10 protein-coding genes and 1 tRNA gene are annotated in these 18837 nt (G+C 63.1%); 7 read left to right on the forward strand and 4 right to left on the reverse strand.

Annotated elements, in window-relative coordinates; translation table 11 throughout:
* Window positions 1-26: 26 nt before the first annotated feature.
* The 4 genes from AC5P8Y_RS11295 to AC5P8Y_RS11310 form a co-directional block, all read right to left on the reverse strand.
* Window positions 27-1565, reverse strand: coding sequence for a PH domain-containing protein (locus tag AC5P8Y_RS11295; RefSeq protein WP_049402286.1), 1539 nt, complete (start codon window positions 1563-1565; stop codon window positions 27-29).
* Window positions 1562-2062 (reverse strand): PH domain-containing protein, encoded by a 501-nt coding sequence (locus tag AC5P8Y_RS11300; protein ID WP_005414594.1) that lies wholly within the window; start codon window positions 2060-2062, stop codon window positions 1562-1564. The genes AC5P8Y_RS11295 and AC5P8Y_RS11300 overlap by 4 nt, the downstream gene beginning before the upstream one ends.
* 75 nt (window positions 2063-2137) lie before the next feature.
* Entirely contained in the window at window positions 2138-3274 is a 1137-nt protein-coding gene (gene ribA / locus AC5P8Y_RS11305) for a GTP cyclohydrolase II RibA (RefSeq protein ID WP_111108297.1), read from the reverse strand.
* A gap of 87 nt (window positions 3275-3361) precedes the next feature.
* On the reverse strand, window positions 3362-4282 hold the full coding sequence (locus tag AC5P8Y_RS11310) for a lauroyl acyltransferase (RefSeq protein ID WP_164133227.1): 921 nt from the start codon (window positions 4280-4282) through the stop codon (window positions 3362-3364).
* Between the two features lie 61 nt (window positions 4283-4343).
* Here AC5P8Y_RS11310 and dtd point away from each other — a divergent pair, with 61 nt between their 5' ends.
* From dtd to AC5P8Y_RS11345, 7 genes are all read left to right on the forward strand, one after another.
* Window positions 4344-4784 (forward strand): D-aminoacyl-tRNA deacylase, encoded by a 441-nt coding sequence (dtd, locus tag AC5P8Y_RS11315; protein ID WP_005411180.1) that lies wholly within the window; start codon window positions 4344-4346, stop codon window positions 4782-4784.
* An 89-nt stretch (window positions 4785-4873) separates the two neighbouring features.
* Window positions 4874-6727: an RNA polymerase sigma factor RpoD gene (gene rpoD, locus AC5P8Y_RS11320; RefSeq protein WP_005411179.1), complete on the forward strand. Its 1854-nt coding sequence runs from the start codon at window positions 4874-4876 to the stop codon at window positions 6725-6727.
* Between the two features lie 563 nt (window positions 6728-7290).
* Complete coding sequence (locus tag AC5P8Y_RS11325; protein ID WP_164133228.1) at window positions 7291-7620, forward strand: hypothetical protein; 330 nt, start codon at window positions 7291-7293, stop codon at window positions 7618-7620.
* Window positions 7621-7660: 40 nt separating this feature from the next.
* Window positions 7661-7736, forward strand: a tRNA-Ile gene (locus AC5P8Y_RS11330).
* A 761-nt stretch (window positions 7737-8497) separates the two neighbouring features.
* On the forward strand, window positions 8498-11752 hold the full coding sequence (locus AC5P8Y_RS11335; RefSeq protein ID WP_164133229.1) for an STY4851/ECs_5259 family protein: 3255 nt from the start codon (window positions 8498-8500) through the stop codon (window positions 11750-11752).
* Window positions 11749-17877, forward strand: a complete 6129-nt coding sequence (locus AC5P8Y_RS11340) for a DEAD/DEAH box helicase (RefSeq protein ID WP_495201966.1) — start codon at window positions 11749-11751, stop codon at window positions 17875-17877. Before AC5P8Y_RS11335 ends, AC5P8Y_RS11340 begins: the two co-directional genes overlap by 4 nt.
* 285 nt (window positions 17878-18162) lie before the next feature.
* Window positions 18163-18804 (forward strand): hypothetical protein, encoded by a 642-nt coding sequence (locus AC5P8Y_RS11345; RefSeq protein ID WP_495201967.1) that lies wholly within the window; start codon window positions 18163-18165, stop codon window positions 18802-18804.
* Window positions 18805-18837 lie beyond the last annotated feature (33 nt).

Below are 18837 nucleotides of genomic sequence, written 5' to 3' on the forward strand. Positions count from 1 at the left end.
GATCCAGGCCGGGATCCGACCCCGCATCACCAGCGCAGTTTGCGCCGCGCCAGCGCGGCCGCCAGTTGATCCATCGCCTGCTGTGCCTGTGCCTGCGGCAGATGGTGCAGGGTGAGTGCCACGTCGCCATGCGCACCGGCGGTATCCAGTTGCAGGCTGCTGGTGCCCAGCACCTTGTCCAGCGGTGAACGCTGCAGGCGCAGGCCCTGCACCTTGTCCAGCTCGGCCCAGCGCCACCAGCGTTTCCACCAGCCGCCGCGCACGGCCACATAGTGCTCGTCCAGATACCAGCCCATGCGTGCCATCTGACGGTGTGCGACCAACAACGCGACCGGCAGCCAGGCCAGCACGACCAGGCCCCATGGGCCCCAGCGCCAGTACGCGGCGGCGGCCAGCAGCGGCACCAGCAGCAGCGCGCCCAGGCACAGCCGCCACCAGCCACGCTGCGGGATGGACTGCCATTGCGCCGGTGGCCAGTGCAGCTGGGGGAGCAGGTGCTGCACCAGTTGCGTGCAATGCTCGCGGGTTGCCAGCGGCGCCAGTTCGCGCAGGGCGCGGTCCTCATCACGCGAAGGGCCACCGGCGGCACTGTCGATGCGCAGCTGGCGCAGCCCGAACCAGCGCTGCAGGGTGCCTTCGCGCAGCGTCCAGGCCTGGATGCGGCGACGTGCCACGCTGCTGCGGGTGCGGCTGAGCATCCCGGCCGACACCGTCAGGCGGCGGTCCTGCTCGACGAGGGTGAAGCCGTGGTAACGCAACAGGGTCAGCACCACTGACAGCACGCGCAGCGCCAGCCAGCCCAGCAGCAGGGCCGCCGCCGCCAGCAGCAACGCGCCGGTCACGCCGGGATGCAGGTGGCTGGCATAGCCGAAGGCCTCGCGGCCGCCGCGCTGGATGGCATCGTCCATCACCGGCCGTGGCACGGTCTGGAACAGGACGCCGAACGCGGCCACTGCCAGTGCCCAGCCGCGGTTGGAGAGCAGTCCCATGCGCACCACGTCCCAGCTGGACAGTCGCAGCAGTACGCGTTCGCTGTCGACGTCGGCAATGGGCGGTGCATCGACGGCGTCGTTGGCCTGCGGCGCCTGCCCGCGCTGGCGGACCAGCCGTTCCAGCGCCAGTGCCTGGTCCAGCTTCAGTACCCGCATCTCCGCTTCAGGGCGCACACCGCCGGCCGATTCCAGGCGCAGTTCGGCCACGCCGAACAGGCGGTGCAGCGGGTTCTGCCGAACTTCCACGTTGTGGATGCGGGCGAACGGGATCTCGCGGCGGTTGCGCGCCAACAGGCCACTGCGCACGGTGATCGCATCGCTGCCGATGCGGTAGCGGTAGCTGAGGTACTGCAGCACCGACACCAGGACCAGGGCGGCAATTGCCGTCAGCGGAATCAGCTGCGCCCACATCGGATCGCGGTCGCCGCGCTGGCCGAACACCAGCAGAGCGACCAGTGGCAGGAAGTAATGGCGCAGCTGCATCAGCAGCACGAACAGCCACGACCACGGGTGCAGGCGGTGGTCCTCGGTACCGGCGGGCAGCGGTGCAGGCAGGGGCGGCGGCAGGCTCACAGGGCGTCGGCGTCCTGGTCGAGCTGGTGGGACAGGGTGTCGCGCAGGCGCTCGGCGTCGGCCTGGTCCAGGCCGCTCACGGTCACCGCGCTCATGCGGGTGCCGGCGGTGTGCACGATCAGCGTGGCCAGGCCGGCACGGCGCTCCAGCGGGCCCCGGCGCAGATCGAGATGCTGCACCCGCGAAAGCGGGATGCGCGTCTCCAGCTGCCACATGAGGTCGCGGCGCAGGCCCAGGCCCTGTGCGTCCAGCCGCCAACGGGTGCGGACCAGGCGTCGACGGCCCAGCCACGCACCAAAAGCCACACCCATCAGCAGCCCGGCTGCAGCGGTCCACAGGCCACCGGGCAGATCGAAGAACCACGCCGCCGCCGCCAGTGGCAGGCCCGGGACGAACAGGCCGCCAAAGGCACCTTCCAGTGCGGCCAGGCGGGCTGCGCGTTGCGGCAGTGACTGCCAGTCGGTGGCGGGTGGTGCAGGAATCGTGGCGTCGGTCACGCGGGCTCCGTCAGGCAGCAGGGCGGGCGGTAGCGGCCGTGGCCGCACCGCGCAGACGGTAGCAGGTCGGCTGCGTTACTGGGCAGCCTGGATCAGCGCATCGACATCCAGCAGGTGGCCGGCACGGTCGGCCTTGGTGCGCAGGTAGTTCTCGTTCTCGGCAGTGATCTCGCCGGTGACCGGAATGCAGTCCAGCACTTCGATGCCAGCATTGCGCAGGCGCTGTGCCTTGGTCGGGTTGTTGCTGAGCAGCGCCACGCGCGAAATGCCCAGGCCACGCAGCATCGCCACCGCGCTGCCGTAGCGCCGCTCGTCGGCACCGAAGCCCAGCTGCGCATCGGCGTCGATGGTATCCAGGCCGTCGTGCTGGTAGCCATAGGCGCGCATCTTGGCGGCGATGCCGGTGCCGCGGCCTTCCTGGTCCAGGTACAGCAGCACGCCACCGCCCAGTTCCTTCAGCTTGCGCAGCCCGCGCCGCAGCTGGTCGCCGCAGTCGCACTTGAGCGAGCCGAACAGGTCGCCGGTCAGGCACGAGGAGTGCACGCGTACCGGTACCACCGACGACAGGTCCGGTTCGCCGACGATGATCGCGACCTGGTCGCGCTGGGCCACGCCGCCGCGGAACACCGCGAAGGTGGTCATGCCGACGTCGCGCAGCGGTACCGGCGAACGCGCCACCAGTTCGTAGTCGTGGGCCGCATGTGCTGCGCCTTCGGCCAGGTCGCACAGGGCCACCTCGGCGGCACCGTCGAACGTGTGGTCATCCACGTCCAGGCGCACCGCGACCATCGCCGGCAGCAGCAGGCCCAGGCGGGCCAGCTCCACCGCGCCGGCATCGAAGGCGTCGCCGGCCGCCCAGCCGTCGGGCATGGGGCCGGGCTCGCGCAGGTAACCCAGCGAGGGCAGGGTATCGAAGGCAATGCCAGCCAGCGGCAGGCGCGCGCCTTCCGGTGCTTCCACGCCGAGCACGCGGGCGCGGGTCGCGGTCAGGAACAGGTAGTGGCGCTCGCGCGCGGCACCGGCGAACGTGGCAAAGCTGCTGGCAGTGGCGCTGTCCAGTGCAATCACCGCCAGGCGCTGGCCCTGGCCATCGTGGAGCAGTACCGGGCGACCGGCACGCAGTTCGGCCACCGCGCGTTCGCAGCGGATCGCGGCGGGATCGCCGAACAGGGAAGAGGCAGCAGGCATGGCAGGACCGGGGGAGGCGGACATCGCAGTCTCTATGGGGGCGCCGGCGTCGTATTCAACGTGGTGCGGCCGCCGGTCGCAGGGGCCGGACGGGCCCGCATGGTGCGACCGTCAGTGCGGATGCTCTTCGGTCGCGTACGGGTCTTCCTCGCCGCTGCCCGGTGGCCGCAGCGTATAGCGCTTGTAGGTCCATTGGTACTGCGTCGGGTCGCGGCGGGCGATGCGCTCGATGCCGGCGTTGAGCGCGGTGGCCGCCACCTGCGGGTCCGGGTCGGCCACGGCCGGGTCGGTCGGCTCGATGTGCAGGGCGAATTCCATGTCCGGCCCAACGCGCTCGCACCAGCCATACAGCACGGTGGCGCCGGTGCGCTCGGCCAGCCGGTTGACCAGGGTCATGGTCAGTGCCTGCACGCCGAAGAACGGCACGAACACGCCGTCGCCGGCCTTGGGCTGCTGGTCGGGCAGGATGCCGGTGGCACCGCCGTCCTTGAGCACCTTGAACAGCTGGCGCACGGCCGGCCCTTCGGCGCGCACCTGCTGTACGTTCTGGCCGCCGCGCACCAGCTGCAGGAAGGCATCGCTGGCCTCGTCCTCCGGCGGCTTGTAGACGATGGCGATCTGCCCGCGCGAGGCCAGCCACTGGTTCAGCAGCTCCCAGTTGCCGAAGTGCGGCGCGGCCACGATCACGCCCTTGCCGCTGGCCAGGGCGGCGTCGTACAGGGCCTCGCCATGGCGCTGCTTCAGGTGCAGGCGCAGGTTGTCGGCCGGCGCCTGGCTCCACAGCCGCAGGGTTTCGATGGCCTGCAGCGCGGTGGAGCGCAGCAGATCACGGTGCAGGCGGTCGCGCGCGGCGCCATCCAGTTCCGGGTAGGCCAGTTCCAGGTTGCGCCGGGTGACGCGGCTCTCACGGGCATTGAGGGCGATCCATGCCCACGCCAGGGCGCGCGCGAACGCCCGCAGGAGCGGCCAGGGCAGGCGGGCGAACAGGGTGGTGGCGCGGTAGACCAGCCGGGCTTTGCGTTGCGGATTCATCGGCGCCAGTTTAGCCAAGGGCGCTGCTATCGTGGCCGGCCCTGTTCATTGGAAGCCCACGATGCTCGTCCTGATCCAGCGTGTCAGCCAGGCCGCCGTCCATGTCGACGATGAGGCCGTGGGGCAGATCGGCCCTGGCCTGTTGGCCCTGGTCGGCATGGAGCCGGGCGATACCGAGGCCCAGTTGCGGCGGATGGCCGAGCGCCTGCTGGGCTACCGGGTGTTCGCCGACGAGGCCGGGAAGATGAACCGCTCGCTGCGCGATACCGGCGGCGGCCTGCTGCTGGTCAGCCAGTTCACCCTGGCCGCCGACACCCGTTCGGGCATGCGGCCGAGCTTCACCACGGCCGCGCCGCCGGAAGAGGCTGAACGCGGGTTCAACCGTTTTGTCGAGATCTGTCGTGAAAATCACGCGCCAGGGGTGGAAACGGGCCGATTTGGTGCCCATATGGTCGTCAGCCTGGTCAATGACGGTCCCGTGACCTTCCTTCTCCGGCCCTGAGCCTGCGGGACCACCGCCCGGCAGGCAGGGCCCCGGGCTGGTATAATGCTACGTTCCCTATTTCTCCCTGCCGGTGGCGCGAGCACTACATGGCCAACGAACGTCCTGCCCAATCCGAAATCAAGCAACTGATCAGCAAGGGCCTGGAACAGGGCTACCTGACCTACGCCGAAGTCAATGACCATCTGCCGGACGACATGGTCGACCCGGAACAGATCGAAGACATCATCGGCATGATCAACGGCATGGGCATCGATGTCCATGAAGTTGCGCCGGATGTGGAAACCCTGCTTCTCAACGATGGCAACACCGGCAACCGCGAAGTCGATGACACCGCGGCTGAAGAAGCTGCCGCCGCGCTGAGCGCGCTCGACACCGAAGGTGGCCGTACCACCGACCCGGTGCGCATGTACATGCGCGAAATGGGCACCGTCGAGCTGCTGACCCGCGAAGGCGAAATCGCTATCGCCAAGCGCATCGAGGAAGGCCTTTCGCAGGTCCAGGCGGCCCTGGGCCAGTTCCCGGTTTCGGTCGAGTCGCTGCTGAACGACTACGAAGCCCACAAGGAAGGCAAGAAGCGCCTGGCCGAAGTGATCGTCGGCTTCAACGACCTGGTCGACGAAGAGCCGGCGCCGCCGGCGGTCGCTGCCGATGACAGCGCCGATGCGGACGCCGAAGGCGACGAGGACGAGGACGACGATGTCGACGGTGGCGATGAAGAAGCCGCACCGACCGGTCCGGATCCGGAGGAAGTCGCCGCGCGCATGCAGGCGCTGAGCGATGCCTTCAACGCCTTCAAGAAGGCCGCGACCAAGGGCGACAAGAAGAACCTGCCGCGCCTGCGCGAAGAAATGTCGGCGGTGTTCGTCACCCTGAAGCTGCCGCTGCCGCTGACCGACGTGCTGACCAAGCAGCTGCGCGACACCATGGCATCGATCAAGGCCCATGAGCGCCGCGTGCTGAACCTGGCTACCGTTACCGCCCGCATGCCGCGCAAGGACTTCATCCGTTCCTGGGAAGGCAACCAGACCAACCTGGAGTGGGTGGAAGACGCACTGAAGCGCAAGCAGAAGTGGTCCTCGGCGCTGCGCGAAGTGAAGGACCAGATCATTGCCGAACAGCAGGCGACGATCGACATCGAGACGCTGACCCAGCTGGACCTGGAAGAGCTGAAGGAAATCAGCCGTGCCATGGCCTACGGTGAAGCCAAGGCACGCAAGGCCAAGAAGGAAATGGTCGAGGCCAACCTGCGCCTGGTCATCTCCATCGCCAAGAAGTACACCAACCGTGGCCTGCAGTTCCTCGACCTGATCCAGGAAGGCAACATCGGCCTGATGAAGGCCGTGGACAAGTTCGAATACCGCCGCGGTTACAAGTTCTCGACCTATGCCACCTGGTGGATCCGCCAGGCGATCACCCGCTCGATCGCCGACCAGGCACGCACCATCCGTATTCCGGTGCACATGATCGAGACGATCAACAAGTTGAACCGCATTTCCCGCCAGATGCTCCAGCAGTACGGCCGCGAGGCCACGCCGGAGGAGCTGGCCAAGGAAATGGACATGCCGGAAGACAAGATCCGCAAGGTGATGAAGATCGCCAAAGAGCCGATCTCGATGGAAACCCCGATCGGCGACGACGAGGATTCCCATCTGGGCGACTTCATCGAGGACACCAACGTGGAGTCCCCGATCGAGAACACCACCAACATCAATCTGTCTGAAACCGTGCGCGACGTGCTGGCCGGCCTCACCCCGAGGGAAGCCAAGGTGCTGCGCATGCGCTTCGGCATCGACATGAACACCGACCATACGCTGGAAGAGGTCGGCAAGCAGTTCGACGTGACCCGCGAGCGCATCCGCCAGATCGAAGCGAAGGCCCTGCGCAAGCTGCGTCACCCGAGCCGCTCGGAGCAGCTGCGCAGCTTCCTTGATATCGATTGATAGCCAGCGGCTGTTGAAGCATTGAGAGGAACCCCGCCTGGTGCGGGGTTTTTCTTTTTGGGATGGCGTGTGCTTTGCTCGGCTGCTGTTCGCAGTGACGTATCCGGCTACGCACGTGAACGCACGCAGGCCTCATTGCCGAGCCTTGTGACGCAACTGGCTTGAGAATTGTTGAGGCCTTCGCCGCGTTTCGCTGCCGGGGGAAGTGGTCATTCAGCCGAAACCCCAGGTGCCTCAATGAAATGAGTAGTCGGATGGGCGTGATAAGTGCACGCAATGTCGCATTCACCAATTGAAGCCTCTAGCCTTCCTTCCACACAGTCCTCCGCAGGTGCTCAACACACCGTCGTAGGCGGACTGTCTGCCGCAACAGCAGGCAATCCACGGTCAAACCGCAGCTCTCGCCATTTCGGTGAGCCCAAGGGTTTCTGGCCGGGTGGCGCGCAGCCATACAAGACCCTGCAAGGGGAAAGCTGCGGGCGGCCCTACGACCGTGTTGAAGCACCCGGTCGCCTCTCTCAACAGGAGGCGGAAGAGGTTCGACGAATCGTAGGAGAGTGAGTATGGGGCTGACGGAGATTGACGGTGGATGCGGCGGGGGTGGCTCGGATACGCGTGGCTGCGACTTTCCCCCGTTGTTGGACTGGGACGATGTGTTGCGTGATGAGCGCGAGGATCCATTGGGGTTCGCCCGACGAGCGACGTTGGCATTGCTGACACAGTCCGGTGCCGGACTGCTTGCTGGCTTCAGTGGCGACAACCAGATTGGGCTGGAAGAAGCCAGAGGGACGGTGGCGTTGTTCCAGGCACACCTGCGGCGTCAGGCGTGGTTTGCGGAAGCGGCGGAGAAACGGTTGGGGCGCGTTGCTGAAGTTCTTGCTGCTGCCGGGTAGCCGATCATGCGCGGCCTCCACTACACTGTGACGCTGCGCAGGGCCTATAGCTCAACGGTTAGAGCAGGGGACTCATAATCCCTTGGTTTCAGGTTCGAATCCTGATGGGCCCACCATATAATCATCCAGCGTTGTCTAGGTTAGTCCAGACGTTGGTCATAAGCCGGCAAATTGCGGGTTTTTTTGTACGTGCCTGTCCTGGGTCGTCCGATTGAATCGGACAGAAATGCGAGTCAGGCTGTGAGTCACAGGGTCAGCCACGGGGCGTCTGACTTACAAATGTTGACTCGCATATGCTCACCGACACTAAGCTGCGCACACTCAAGCCGCGCGAAAGCGCATACTGAATTGTAGACACCAATGGCCTGTGCATCGAGGTACGCCCAATGGCGCACAGGTCTGGCGTTATCGATATCGCTATGCCGGCAAGGCGAGCATCATCACGATGGCTGAGTACCCGGCCAGGGTCCGATCAAGAAGCAAGTCAACATCGGGAAGTCTCTCGGAGCTGTCATACCTTCCCGTATCGCGAAAAGGCTTGGAGTAAATGATCGGCACCAACCGGCGCACTTTGATGGGCTTGGTCAGGAGTTCGTGCATTGAGCTAATGAGGCTTGTCTAGAGAGGGTATGTTGAATCACTAAATGCCCCCTGGCTGGCAAAGCCTCCGCCAGCCGTGCCATACGCCCGGGGGTCAGTATCAGCTGATATTGAGATCGAAGCTTGGTCGAGATTTCCGTTTGATTGGCAGGTGTGCTTAACTTGGAGCTAGGAGGGGGGGGGCTTCCGTGTTGCACTATGGAATGGTGATGGGCGCCGTCAGCGCCTTGAAATGTCGGCTGCGCTTTGGCATAGGCCAGCCTAGGGAATGGGGCGCATGACGATCATGCATCCTGCCCGTGCGTGTGGGGCGAGCACCGCTCTGTCCGCGTTCCTGGCGCTACGTGGACTCGTCGCTCCGGACGGCCGTGCACTCTACCGATATGAATGTCGAGCCCCAGAGCTAGAAGCGCTCTCAGCTCCTCTACTCGACCGCCGTTATCCGCTTGAGCAGCGCGTTCGCCTTGTTCCGCTGGTGGCGGCCGAGAACTTCCGCCGAAGCTACCGAGAAGGTCCATGGTCGTGGGAGGACTGCGGCGTTGCGGTCGCAACACTCCGGCGTCTTGCAGGGCTGCAGTTCGGCCCCCTCCTACTGAAAGCACTCTCGTACTGGAACCTGATGGTCATCCGCGGTGACGGGATGAGTCACCAGTATCTGGAAACGCTGGTGGTTAATGGCGGCTTTCCTGTGGCCTTTGTGGAAGGCTATTCCGCGCTGCGCTCGCTTTTGAAGCGCCTGATTCGAGAATACGTTCGGGGCGGAGAAGGCGCCGCAGTACAACGCGCCGGACTTGAGATTCCTATCTCCAGGCTCCCGAGAAGCTACCGGCAATCCCATGATTTCGAACAGCTCTGTGTCGAGGTGGCCGGAGCAGCGTCCATGCTCGCACGGGAATTTGACCCTCAGAAGCATTCACTTTTGGAGTACCTCGACAGCATTCCGGACTTGCAGTCGCGCTTGCCGTTCCGTCTTGACTCGGAAGCGGCAAAGCAGCTATTGCGAGAGCTCCTGGAGACGGCGCGTCAGGCAACGTCCTCAGGCGCGCTAGATAGTGCAATATGCGTTCGCGAACTACACCACCTAGGCGACGCGTGGCAATGGATGACGAAACTCGCCCCGCTTCCGGACTCGCTCGATTTGCCGGATGGAGATACCCCGGCTGTACTGAAGTTGGGAGTGACGGCGGACGGTATCTCCGTCCGCCCACTTGCTTCGCTGTCGCGGCAACCCAGCGGTCGATACCTCGTCCGGCCGCGCCCCACTGCCTCTCAGCTCGGAATTCCGTCTCCTTTCGATGCTCCTGATATATCCGTTGGTCTGATAGCCGCCGCGGCCGGCTGCGCATTCCTATTGCCCGTACGAGACGGCGACGCACTTGATGCATCGATGCCGTGGGTCTTCGTTCCTAGCGATGTCCCCGTGCCGGGGGCGTCGATTGATCGCTGGCGTTTCCTCACGCAAGGCGACGGGCGAGCGCGCGACGTGCATGTTCTGGTTTGCGTTCCGCAGGACGCGATCATCGAGGGAGAGGTTACGGAGCGAGGTCAGATCCAGTTTCCGAGCGGGTTACGTAGGCTTGCGCAAACAGAAGGGCGAATTTCAGTTGAGTGCGGAGGTGAGGTCTATGACGTACGCGCCTCAAGTCTGGAAGAGTCTTTGCTGATTGATCTGCGAGGACGTCGGTTGGCAGTCCATTCGCCCGATGCGGGAACGGTCTTCGCGGGGGCGCCAACGGCCGAATTACGCGACGCCCCGGTGGCTGTCCTTGAATGGAAGTCGGCCCTGGGAGACACATGGTCGAATCAACTAAAAGGTGCACTTGGACTGGTGACGTACCGAGCCCGCGTGGGTGACGCGATCGTCGCGAGGCGGAAGGCGTTAGTGCTGCCGGCCGACTTCAAGGTGACATTCCAATCAAGTGACTCGTCCAAGTTCCGGCTGACCCTGGCTCCGGGCTGGCTTGTTGGTGGAGTGATTAAGCCGACTCCGGTCACCGATAGCCCGGGACAATGGACCGTGCCAGCAGACGCATCGCCGGGGAGTGTGGCGCGGGCGACCGTGCTTCTGCGCCCGCCGCCGTCCGTTTCCCGTTCGCTCGCGTCGATCGAGCTGAATTCCCATGCGCAGACAAGCGGGTTTCGCGAGACCGTCTCTGGCGCTCCTGCACCGCCGAGGACAAGCCTCGACCGTGTTGGCCACTACGAGGCTTGCCTCGCTAAACGGGCGGGCAGGCTTATATTTGTCAGCTGGGGTGGGAATCAGACCATGCCAGTCGTCTGCGAACTGGACCATGGCATCTCCTATGGCTTGCCTCTGTCGTGGATCTCAGAAGAGTTGCGCGAGCTGGATGCCAGCCGCCACGGCGCGGATGGGCGTATGCGCATCGAGATGATCGATGAGGGGCGGGCTACCTCGCTCGACGTGGCGCCTGTGCGCTTGCTGCGCCAAGGGAATCGCATTCTGGTGGATGCCGATGGCGAAAGCGTGCCCGAACAACTTGAATTGACGGCGAGGCATTTCTCGCACGATGAGTGCATACGACTTGAGCGCGACATTGAGGGTGAGGATGCCTGGTGCCTGAGTGACACACTACAACCGGGATGGTCGCTAATTGCCGCCAACCTGTCATCCATTCGCCCGCTCGCCATCAAGATTGAAGGTGACTTTGTGTCTTCTGGGGCGAGCGTCACTGCGTCGCTGCTACAGGAAGATGCCTCTCAGAGAGAGCGTAAGAAAGCGCTGATTAGGCATCTGTCGTCCGTAGTTTCGCAACCGCTAGAGGCGAATAACCAGGCCGAGATTGCGTTCATCGATCGATGGCTGCAGCGTTTCCGAGACGTCCCGGGACCATATCTCGATGTCGTCGGAGGGCTGTTAGGGTCGTCAGAGGTGGCCCTGCGACTGCTTGCTTATTCCGGCGCATCGAATGCGAACTCATTTGCTCAGCGTGCACGTGATGAGCCGCTTTGGTGGCACTTGATCCCCACATCCGCTTGGAGGTCGCTGGCTGATTGGTGGGCTGGGGCTATGGACGGCAAGTATGGCGGACACAGCGTCGAACCTGCCGTGTTTGATGGTGTCGTTAATGCGTGTGCGGATTGCCTCCATGTATCAGAGGAAGACCGGGCGGTATTTGCCGGTGTACTTCAGAACGTCGTGATTTGTTGTCGCCTCACGTCGCCGCAAAAGGCTCACTTCGCCGCAGGAGCCAGAGCGCGTCTGGGCGACCAGCTGAAACAGTGGAGCCAATGCTTGGCCGCCGCCGTAGAAGGTGGGGCACAGCTTCCTCCGCTACCGGGTGTTCTTGCGGCATCTCGTGATGCCGCAAGATTGCTACCCGGTGCGACACCGCGCCAATGCGATGACGAACGTCTTCCTTACCTAGTAGCACCAGCCGTGTGCGCAACCATGTCGGAAACGGGCGACGTTTCCGCCGACCTACGACGCGAGCTAGTGCTCGCTCGCCGTTTCGATCGAAGCCTCTTTGACACCCTATTTGCGACTGCCCGGATTCATCTCGCCTGCACATGAAAACACAAGATGCATTGAAGATCGCCCCTCTTTTGCAAGCACTTCCGGCCCGCGTAGCGGATGCGGCAGTAAGCATGCTCCGTCCAGCAAGCGCTTCGCTGCGTACGCTGCTACATGCCACCTTCGCGGCACCCGCGGGAGGCGACATTGGCATTACGGCTGATCCTGCGTTCGAGGCGATGTTTGGCTGGAAGCAGGCGGACAGAACGCTCGAGAATCTCGTAAATGATGGCTTGCTGGATGCGTCGTTCGTCGAGGCGATCGGACAGCCTCCGGAGCGATACGCTAAGGAATATTCGTTCCCGAAGACCCGCCAGCCTTTCACCCACCAGCTTGCGGCCTGGCAGGCCGCCCTCCAAGAACGCAAGCATGTGCTTGTCTCCAGCGGTACAGGCTCGGGTAAGACCGAATCATTCCTATTCCCGATCCTGAGCGAGCTCTCCCGCCAGTCTTCGAGCGGGCAGGCGGATGAAGGCGTGCGCGCACTGTTTATCTATCCACTCAATGCATTGATTCGGAGCCAGCGGGAGCGGCTTGCCGCTTGGACCGAGCCATTTGGAGGTCGGATCCGTTTCTGCTTGTACAACGGCAGGCTTGAGGATGAACTTCCCGCCCACAAGCGGAAGAGCTTCTCTGTGGCGGAGGTGCCAGATCGAAAGCACCTTCGTCAAAGTCCTCCGCAGTTGCTCATAACTAATACGACGATGCTCGAATACATGCTAGTTCGGCATGTCGATGCACCGATTCTGCAGAAGTCGCGCGGAAGACTGCGCTGGATCGTCATTGATGAGGCGCACTCGTACATGGGAACGCAGGCTGCCGAACTTGCGCTCCAGTTGCGGCGCACCATGGAGGCCTTTGGGGTTCTGCCGGAGGACGTTCAGGTTATCGCGACCTCCGCGACGATCGGCGACGATTCGCCGGCCTCCGATGAGGCATTGCGCAGGTTCCTAGCGGACCTGTCAGGCGTTCTGATTGAGCGTGTTGCAGTGGTTCGGGGGCGTCGCGCGGTGCCGGAGCTCGGCAATGTCGACTCTCCGGGCCTTGGCCTAGACTCGCTCGAGAAAATCGATGATGCGTTTGAGTTATTCAACCACCTGACAGGCAGCAAGACTGCGCTGCAGCTTAGGTCGTTCCTGGCGGCCAGCCCACGGAGCCTATCCGAGGTCGCGAGTCACCTCCAATTGCCCGCCAACGAGGCTGCTCGTTGGATTGACGTGGCGAGCTCCGGCGTCGCGCGTAAAGGCATTTTGGAGGAGGGGCAGGATACGCGCTTCCTCCCAGTTAGATCGCACGTCATGCAGCAAACGGTTGAGGGAGCGTGGGCTTGCATCAACGGCGATTGTCCCGGTCGAGCGAGTCAGGGCCTTGATGAGAAATGGGCATTCGGTTCTGTCTTTCTCAAAGATCGGAGCACATGCGATCATTGCGATTCGAAGATCTTTCCGCTACGTCTTTGCATTCACTGCGGTCACGAATCGCTCGATGCGGAGGCGGCGACATCCAATGGCCAGATGTTTATCCGGGCCGGCGGTGCCAAAGAGAATGAATTCCTGTGCGACGTGGATGGCGCAGATTCGGAGGACAGCGACGCGGCTGCGGATGAAGACATCGCGTTAGACACGGATGGTGGGGCGCGAACCAAGCTCATTCTGCTCCCGCGCCGCTACAAGCAGGCCGATGAGGTCACGCAGATCATTCAGGTCGATCGAAAGACCGGCGAGGCCTATGCGGAATCCTGGCAGACGGAGCTGGTGGCAGCGGAGCATGACCACCTGCGCGAGTGTCCAGTGTGCGACGGTTCCTGGAAGGTGGACCGGGCGCGCAGGGAGCTGCGCGTTTCCGGTCCATTTACATTAGGAACAGTTATTCCCGAATTGTTGCGCTCAGCGCCCGCGGATCCGGATGTCAGCGCTGGGCCCGATGTGCTCCTCGGAGGGCGTCGCCTTCTGGCATTCACCGATAGCCGGCAAGGCACCGCCCGTGGCGCGGTTAGGCTATTCGACCGATCGTTGCGCGACTTCATCCGTTCGGCAGTTCCTCACGCGCTCGCGGAATCGCGTGAGGACGCTATTTCACCGGATGAGCGCGATGTGCAAGAGATGGCGTTGGCGGGATTCTCGCAGCAACTGAAACTGGCTGACACGACCGAGGCGCGACTCCGGCTGGAAGAGAAAATTGCCAAGATTCGCGAGAAGTTGAGTCCAGCGGGTGGTCGATTGGGTTGGCGTGATATGGCGGCGCGACTTGCGGCTAGGAGCGAACTCTCTCACGTGGCGCATTACTTCGATGAGGTTGCGCACATGTTTGGCCAGCCCAGCGCGGCCGCGGATCAGTTGCTGCTGCGCGAATTGTATCGCCGCCCGAAGCGCATGAACTCGCTCGAAACAATGGGTCTTGCGGAGTTGCGCTATCCAGCCCTGGAGTCGCTGACCTCCCCCAACAGCTGGCGCGCAATCGGTGGAACTGATGCGGAGTGGCGCGACTTTCTTTCCCTCGTGATCAGCACGCACGTACGTGAAAACGCTGCGGTCGACATCAGCGAGGACAGCGCCCGGTGGATGGGCGCGCCACTGCTTCCAAAGCGCCTCTATCGGCATCGAGATCTTGTCCCTAGTCGTACGGATGGCCTGTGGGGGCCGCAGATGCGGCCGCTATTGTGGCCAGCTCCATTGCGCGCGGGCCTGCCCCCTCGACATCGTCTTTATCGGCTGCTGTTTGCTGCCTTTGGTCTCAGTCCTGGAGATACGAGCGCGCTCGCTTCCGTCAACACGGTGCTGGATGATGCCTTTAGCTATTTGACGGGGGGCGTGCGTCCTGCCCTCCTGATAGATGGACACGGGTACTTTCTTCGGCTGCAAGACCAGGCGATCGCGGAGCCTGCCAAGCTTTGGCTGTGTCCGGTTACCAATCGCTTGCTCTCGACCACATTGCGTGGGGTTACGCCCCATCTCTCAGGTATCGATGCCGACAAATCACGTGCGCGCGAGGTGGAAGTTCCTCGAATTCCTATGGCGCATTGGCGCGACGGCAACGAGGCATGGACGATGACAAAGCGTCGGGCGTGGCTTGACGCCCAGCCCGCAGTTCGTGGTTTGCGGGGCGAAGGTGTTTGGAACGATGCGATGGACCTCGCATACCTCGGTGCCGAGTTCTTTGCAGTACGCGAGCACTCCGCACAGATAAGCAACACAACCCTGGAGCGCATTACCGAGGAGTTCAAGGCTGGGAAGCTCAATGTGCTAAGCTGCTCCACGACGATGGAGATGGGCGTTGACATCGGTGGCTTGTCCGTAGTCGCCATGACGAATCCGCCCCCCTTGGCCGCCAACTATCTTCAGCGTGCCGGCCGCGCCGGTCGGCGCGGCGAATCCCGCGCACTTGCCTACACCTTGTGCCGTCCAGAGCCGAGAGCGCAGGCGCTGTTTGACGCGCCCGGTGCTTTCCTTTCGCAAGTGACCCGCGTCCCTCGCGTGAGCCTTGAGAGCGCCTTGACCGTTCAACGTCACATCAATGCGTGGCTGCTGGGCTATTTCCTAAACCTTCCCCAGACGCCTCGTGGCGAACGATTGGGAGTCGGGCTCTTCTTCGGAGCGTCCGAAGCGTCCACCGTGATGAGTGCCGGAAGCGATCGTGGCGATGCACAGGCGACACGGCTTTCGGACATGTTGCGCACTCAGACCCTCGAGCCACGCGCGCGGTCCGCACTTTCGACCATCGTACGAGGAAGTGCCTTGGCGAGCTGGGCGTTGGAAGATTTGGCGTACGGGTGTGCCGATGCCTTGGATGCAGTCGCGGATGCATGGTGGGCTGAGTATCTCCCCCTGCTCGATGAGCAGGAGGGTGTGGCCGGTATGGCGCGAAAAGCCATCGGCATGCGGCTCGAATACATGCGTGAGGAGACGCTGCTGTCCTCCCTGGCCACGCGCGGGTTTCTTCCGGCACGCGGCTTCCCGACGCATGTTCGTGAACTGGTGCTGCCGTCGTTCGGAACGCGTGGGGAGCGGACGAAAGATGCAGCGTTAAGTCGCTCCATGGCGATGGCGCTGCGGGAATACCAACCCGGTGCCGACGTCGTCGTTAACGGTGCGAAGTATCGCGTGGGCGGCGTGACCCTTAACTGGAAGCGTCCCGCATCGGAGGATGACGGCCGTTCCTTACAGAATTTCCGATGGTTTGCGCGTTGTCTGCGCTGTGGCGCGGCTTCAGAGGAGAGTCACAGGCCTGTCGCTTGCCGTACATGTGGGGAGAGTGGGGCCACATTGGAGCGGACGGAGTATCTGGAGCCTGCAGGCTTCGCGGTAGGCGCAGAATGTAAACCCACTGACGAGGTTTCGCTGCCCACTTACCGAGCGCTAGAGCCCCCAGCCTTTGCCGTCAGCGCGCCGTGGATGCAGCTTCCACGTGCCATAGGCCGTGTCCGGGCATCAGCTGATAGCGAGATCTTCCATGTTGCGCGCGGAGAGCATCTGGCTGGCTTTGAGATTTGCCTCCAATGCGGTCGTACAGAATCGGCCCGTGCCGATATCACGTCGGCAGCGTTGGATCCGCGGCATCTCCGGCTTCGGCGCGGTGGGCGATGCGACGCAGAAGCTAATCCTTGGTCGATCAAGCGTGTCGGCGCCTTGGGTAGTCGGGAGCTCGGCGATGTGCTTGAGTTGCAGCTTTCCGAAAGCTCGGGACGACTACTCGCGGATCGGGAAACGGCGCTATCAGTGGCAGTGCTGTTGCGAAATGCGACCGCGGAGCATTTGGGCGTCGAGCCGGAAGAGATTGGCTTCGCGTTCCAACGGAGCTTACAAGGCGAAAGCGTGGGACAGTCGATTATTCTCTTCGACCGTGCATCTGGAGGTGCAGGGTACGTTACGAAGGCGGTCGACGACATTGCCTCGCTAGTTCGTCGTGCCGCCGAGCTAGCGCACTGTTCGAAGGACTGCGAACGAGCTTGTACTCATTGCATGTTATCTCATGATACGAAGGATGTAGCCGATCAGCTTGATCGCCGTAAAGCGCTGGCCCTGCTAACGCCTGAGGTGACGAACAAGCTGTGTCTGCCGTCAGAGCTATGTCTCTTCGGGTCAGGATCAATGGTGGAGACGTCGCCTGTGGCGCAGGCCGTTCGGCGCGTACTCGCTTCGACAGTGGGCGGAATGTTGCGGGTCTTCGTGCGTGCCGACGAAGGTTGGGATGCGCCCGGCTGGCCATTCCGACAGGTCATCCTGCAAGCTGCTGCGGAAGTCACGACGCCACCCTCCGTCCGCGTCGTGCTCGCTTCTCCTGTCTCTGAGATGGATCCCGGCGCGCGCGAGGACCTCGCTGCCTGGCTCGAATCTGGTCTTATCGAGGCGGTGGAGAGGATCGATGTTGCTTCGGAGAGATCGCATCCACTGGTCGAGTTTGGTTGTGATGGCTCGGCCTGTGCATGGGCGATTGCTGAGAGCGGGAGCGCAACCCTTGTGCCCGGGGCAGGGTGGGGAAGTAATGGCGTAGTAGTTAGGGGTGGCAGACAGTTTGACTATTCGTACGAAGGTGTCCCAATCGAGCAGATTCGGACTCCCCCCGGGGGCGGCAATGCTGGCCATGTGACGATCGCATCGCACGGTGCGTACCCGGCCCGAAAGTTCGGTGAATGGCTTGCGGGCGAGCTAGATAAGGCGTTGCCAGGCATCCAGCAGAAGCTACTTGAGCGCCCAGAGAGCATCCATTATTCCGATAGGTACTTCCGAAGCCCCGATTCGCCTGCCGTACTCGCAGCATTTGTGCAGATGGTCGCGAGGCCTGGCGACGGCCAACTACCCGTGGAGATTCGTACCACCGAACTCGAACCATCGTTCGGGCGCGGAGGTAACGGTCGTGACTTCACCAGCGAAGTTGAACGGACCCGGGCGATCCAGAGTGCGTTCCAGGAGCGCCCAGACCTCAAGGTGGCAACGACAATTCGTAGCAAGGCGCAGGTTGACCACGCTCGCTTGCTGACCGTTTGTTATTCGGATGGATCCAAGCTCTCACTTCACCTGGACCAGGGCGTGGACTTCTGGACTTGCGATCCGCCTATCGGATTGAAAGGGCGAATTCGACCGAAGTACGCCAAGCAGCGGACAAAGGTAACCGTCTGGATTGAATAGAAAACACCACCTTCGGACTGGCCCGAGGACAATCGAGGGTGAATTCTGTGTTCGGCGCGACGGCCTATGCAGTTCAGTGTCATCCGACACCAGTTAATCAAAAAGTGAGTCAAATTATGAGTCGATCTACTATTGCATTTGTCTTTTGGTGAAGCCAAATCAAGAACTTAGTGCCGTTATTTGGTTGCTGGTGGGCCAACCGATCTCGCATAACCGGCCGCAGACCCCATCGCCCCCCGCGACCTGGAGCGTCGGTACCATCTGATCCGCAGACAGGGATCGACCATGGCCAGCACCGCTACCCCGGTGGAAGACTTCACCACCGAAATCGAAGACAGTCGGCACCTGTTCGCCTGGTGCCTGGTCCACTATGGCCAGGTGCCCGAGGCGCAGGCGCTCGAACAGGCACGGAAGCGCTATCCCGACCAGAGCCCCGGCCGCGAATACGAACACGCGCTGATCTTCCACGACGAGCCCTGGCATTGGGCGATGCTGCAGGTGGAGGGTGAAGGCTACTGGCACCGGCGCCCGGAGCTTGCACAGCCGTCGCTGGACTATGAAGCCGAATCGGACGCACTGTGCCTGGCCCGCGGTGAGCAGGTGCCACTGCTGGATGAGGACGAGTACCTTGGCGCGCTCGCGCATGCGCGCCACATGCGTGCATGGACGCTGGTCCATCAGGCGGGTCGTTCGCCGGATGAAGCGCGCCAGGAGGCGCTCGGCCACTACGCGTATCGTCCCCGCCATCATCGTGGTCGATTTCAGGTTCATGATCCGCGTGATGGCTGGCGTCATGTGATGAGCGTATTGCATGGCGACGATTACTGGGCGCGACCAGAGCTGCGGGAACCGCCACAGGCCTATTGGAGCGAGTCCCGCGCCTTTGTTTCGGCGCAGGGAATCCGCTTGCCGGACCCTCCGGGCTGAGGCCTGCTCGGCCGGCGAAGGCGCAGCACCGTC

It is taken from the genome of Stenotrophomonas sp. YJH_SMC_12-1 (genome assembly GCF_059370935.1).

Excerpts from the sequence above, each read along its gene's own strand:
- AC5P8Y_RS11340 (WP_495201966.1), top strand. The coding sequence starts at position 11,749 with ATGAAAACACAAGATGCATTGAAGATCGCCCCTCTTTTGCAAGCACTT.
- ribA (WP_111108297.1), bottom strand. The coding sequence starts at position 3,274 with ATGTCCGCCTCCCCCGGTCCTGCCATGCCTGCTGCCTCTTCCCTGTTC.
- AC5P8Y_RS11310 (WP_164133227.1), bottom strand. The coding sequence starts at position 4,282 with ATGAATCCGCAACGCAAAGCCCGGCTGGTCTACCGCGCCACCACCCTG.
- AC5P8Y_RS11335 (WP_164133229.1), top strand. The coding sequence starts at position 8,498 with ATGACGATCATGCATCCTGCCCGTGCGTGTGGGGCGAGCACCGCTCTG.
- rpoD (WP_005411179.1), top strand. The coding sequence starts at position 4,874 with ATGGCCAACGAACGTCCTGCCCAATCCGAAATCAAGCAACTGATCAGC.
- AC5P8Y_RS11345 (WP_495201967.1), top strand. The coding sequence starts at position 18,163 with ATGGCCAGCACCGCTACCCCGGTGGAAGACTTCACCACCGAAATCGAA.
- AC5P8Y_RS11325 (WP_164133228.1), top strand. The coding sequence starts at position 7,291 with ATGGGGCTGACGGAGATTGACGGTGGATGCGGCGGGGGTGGCTCGGAT.
- dtd (WP_005411180.1), top strand. The coding sequence starts at position 4,344 with ATGCTCGTCCTGATCCAGCGTGTCAGCCAGGCCGCCGTCCATGTCGAC.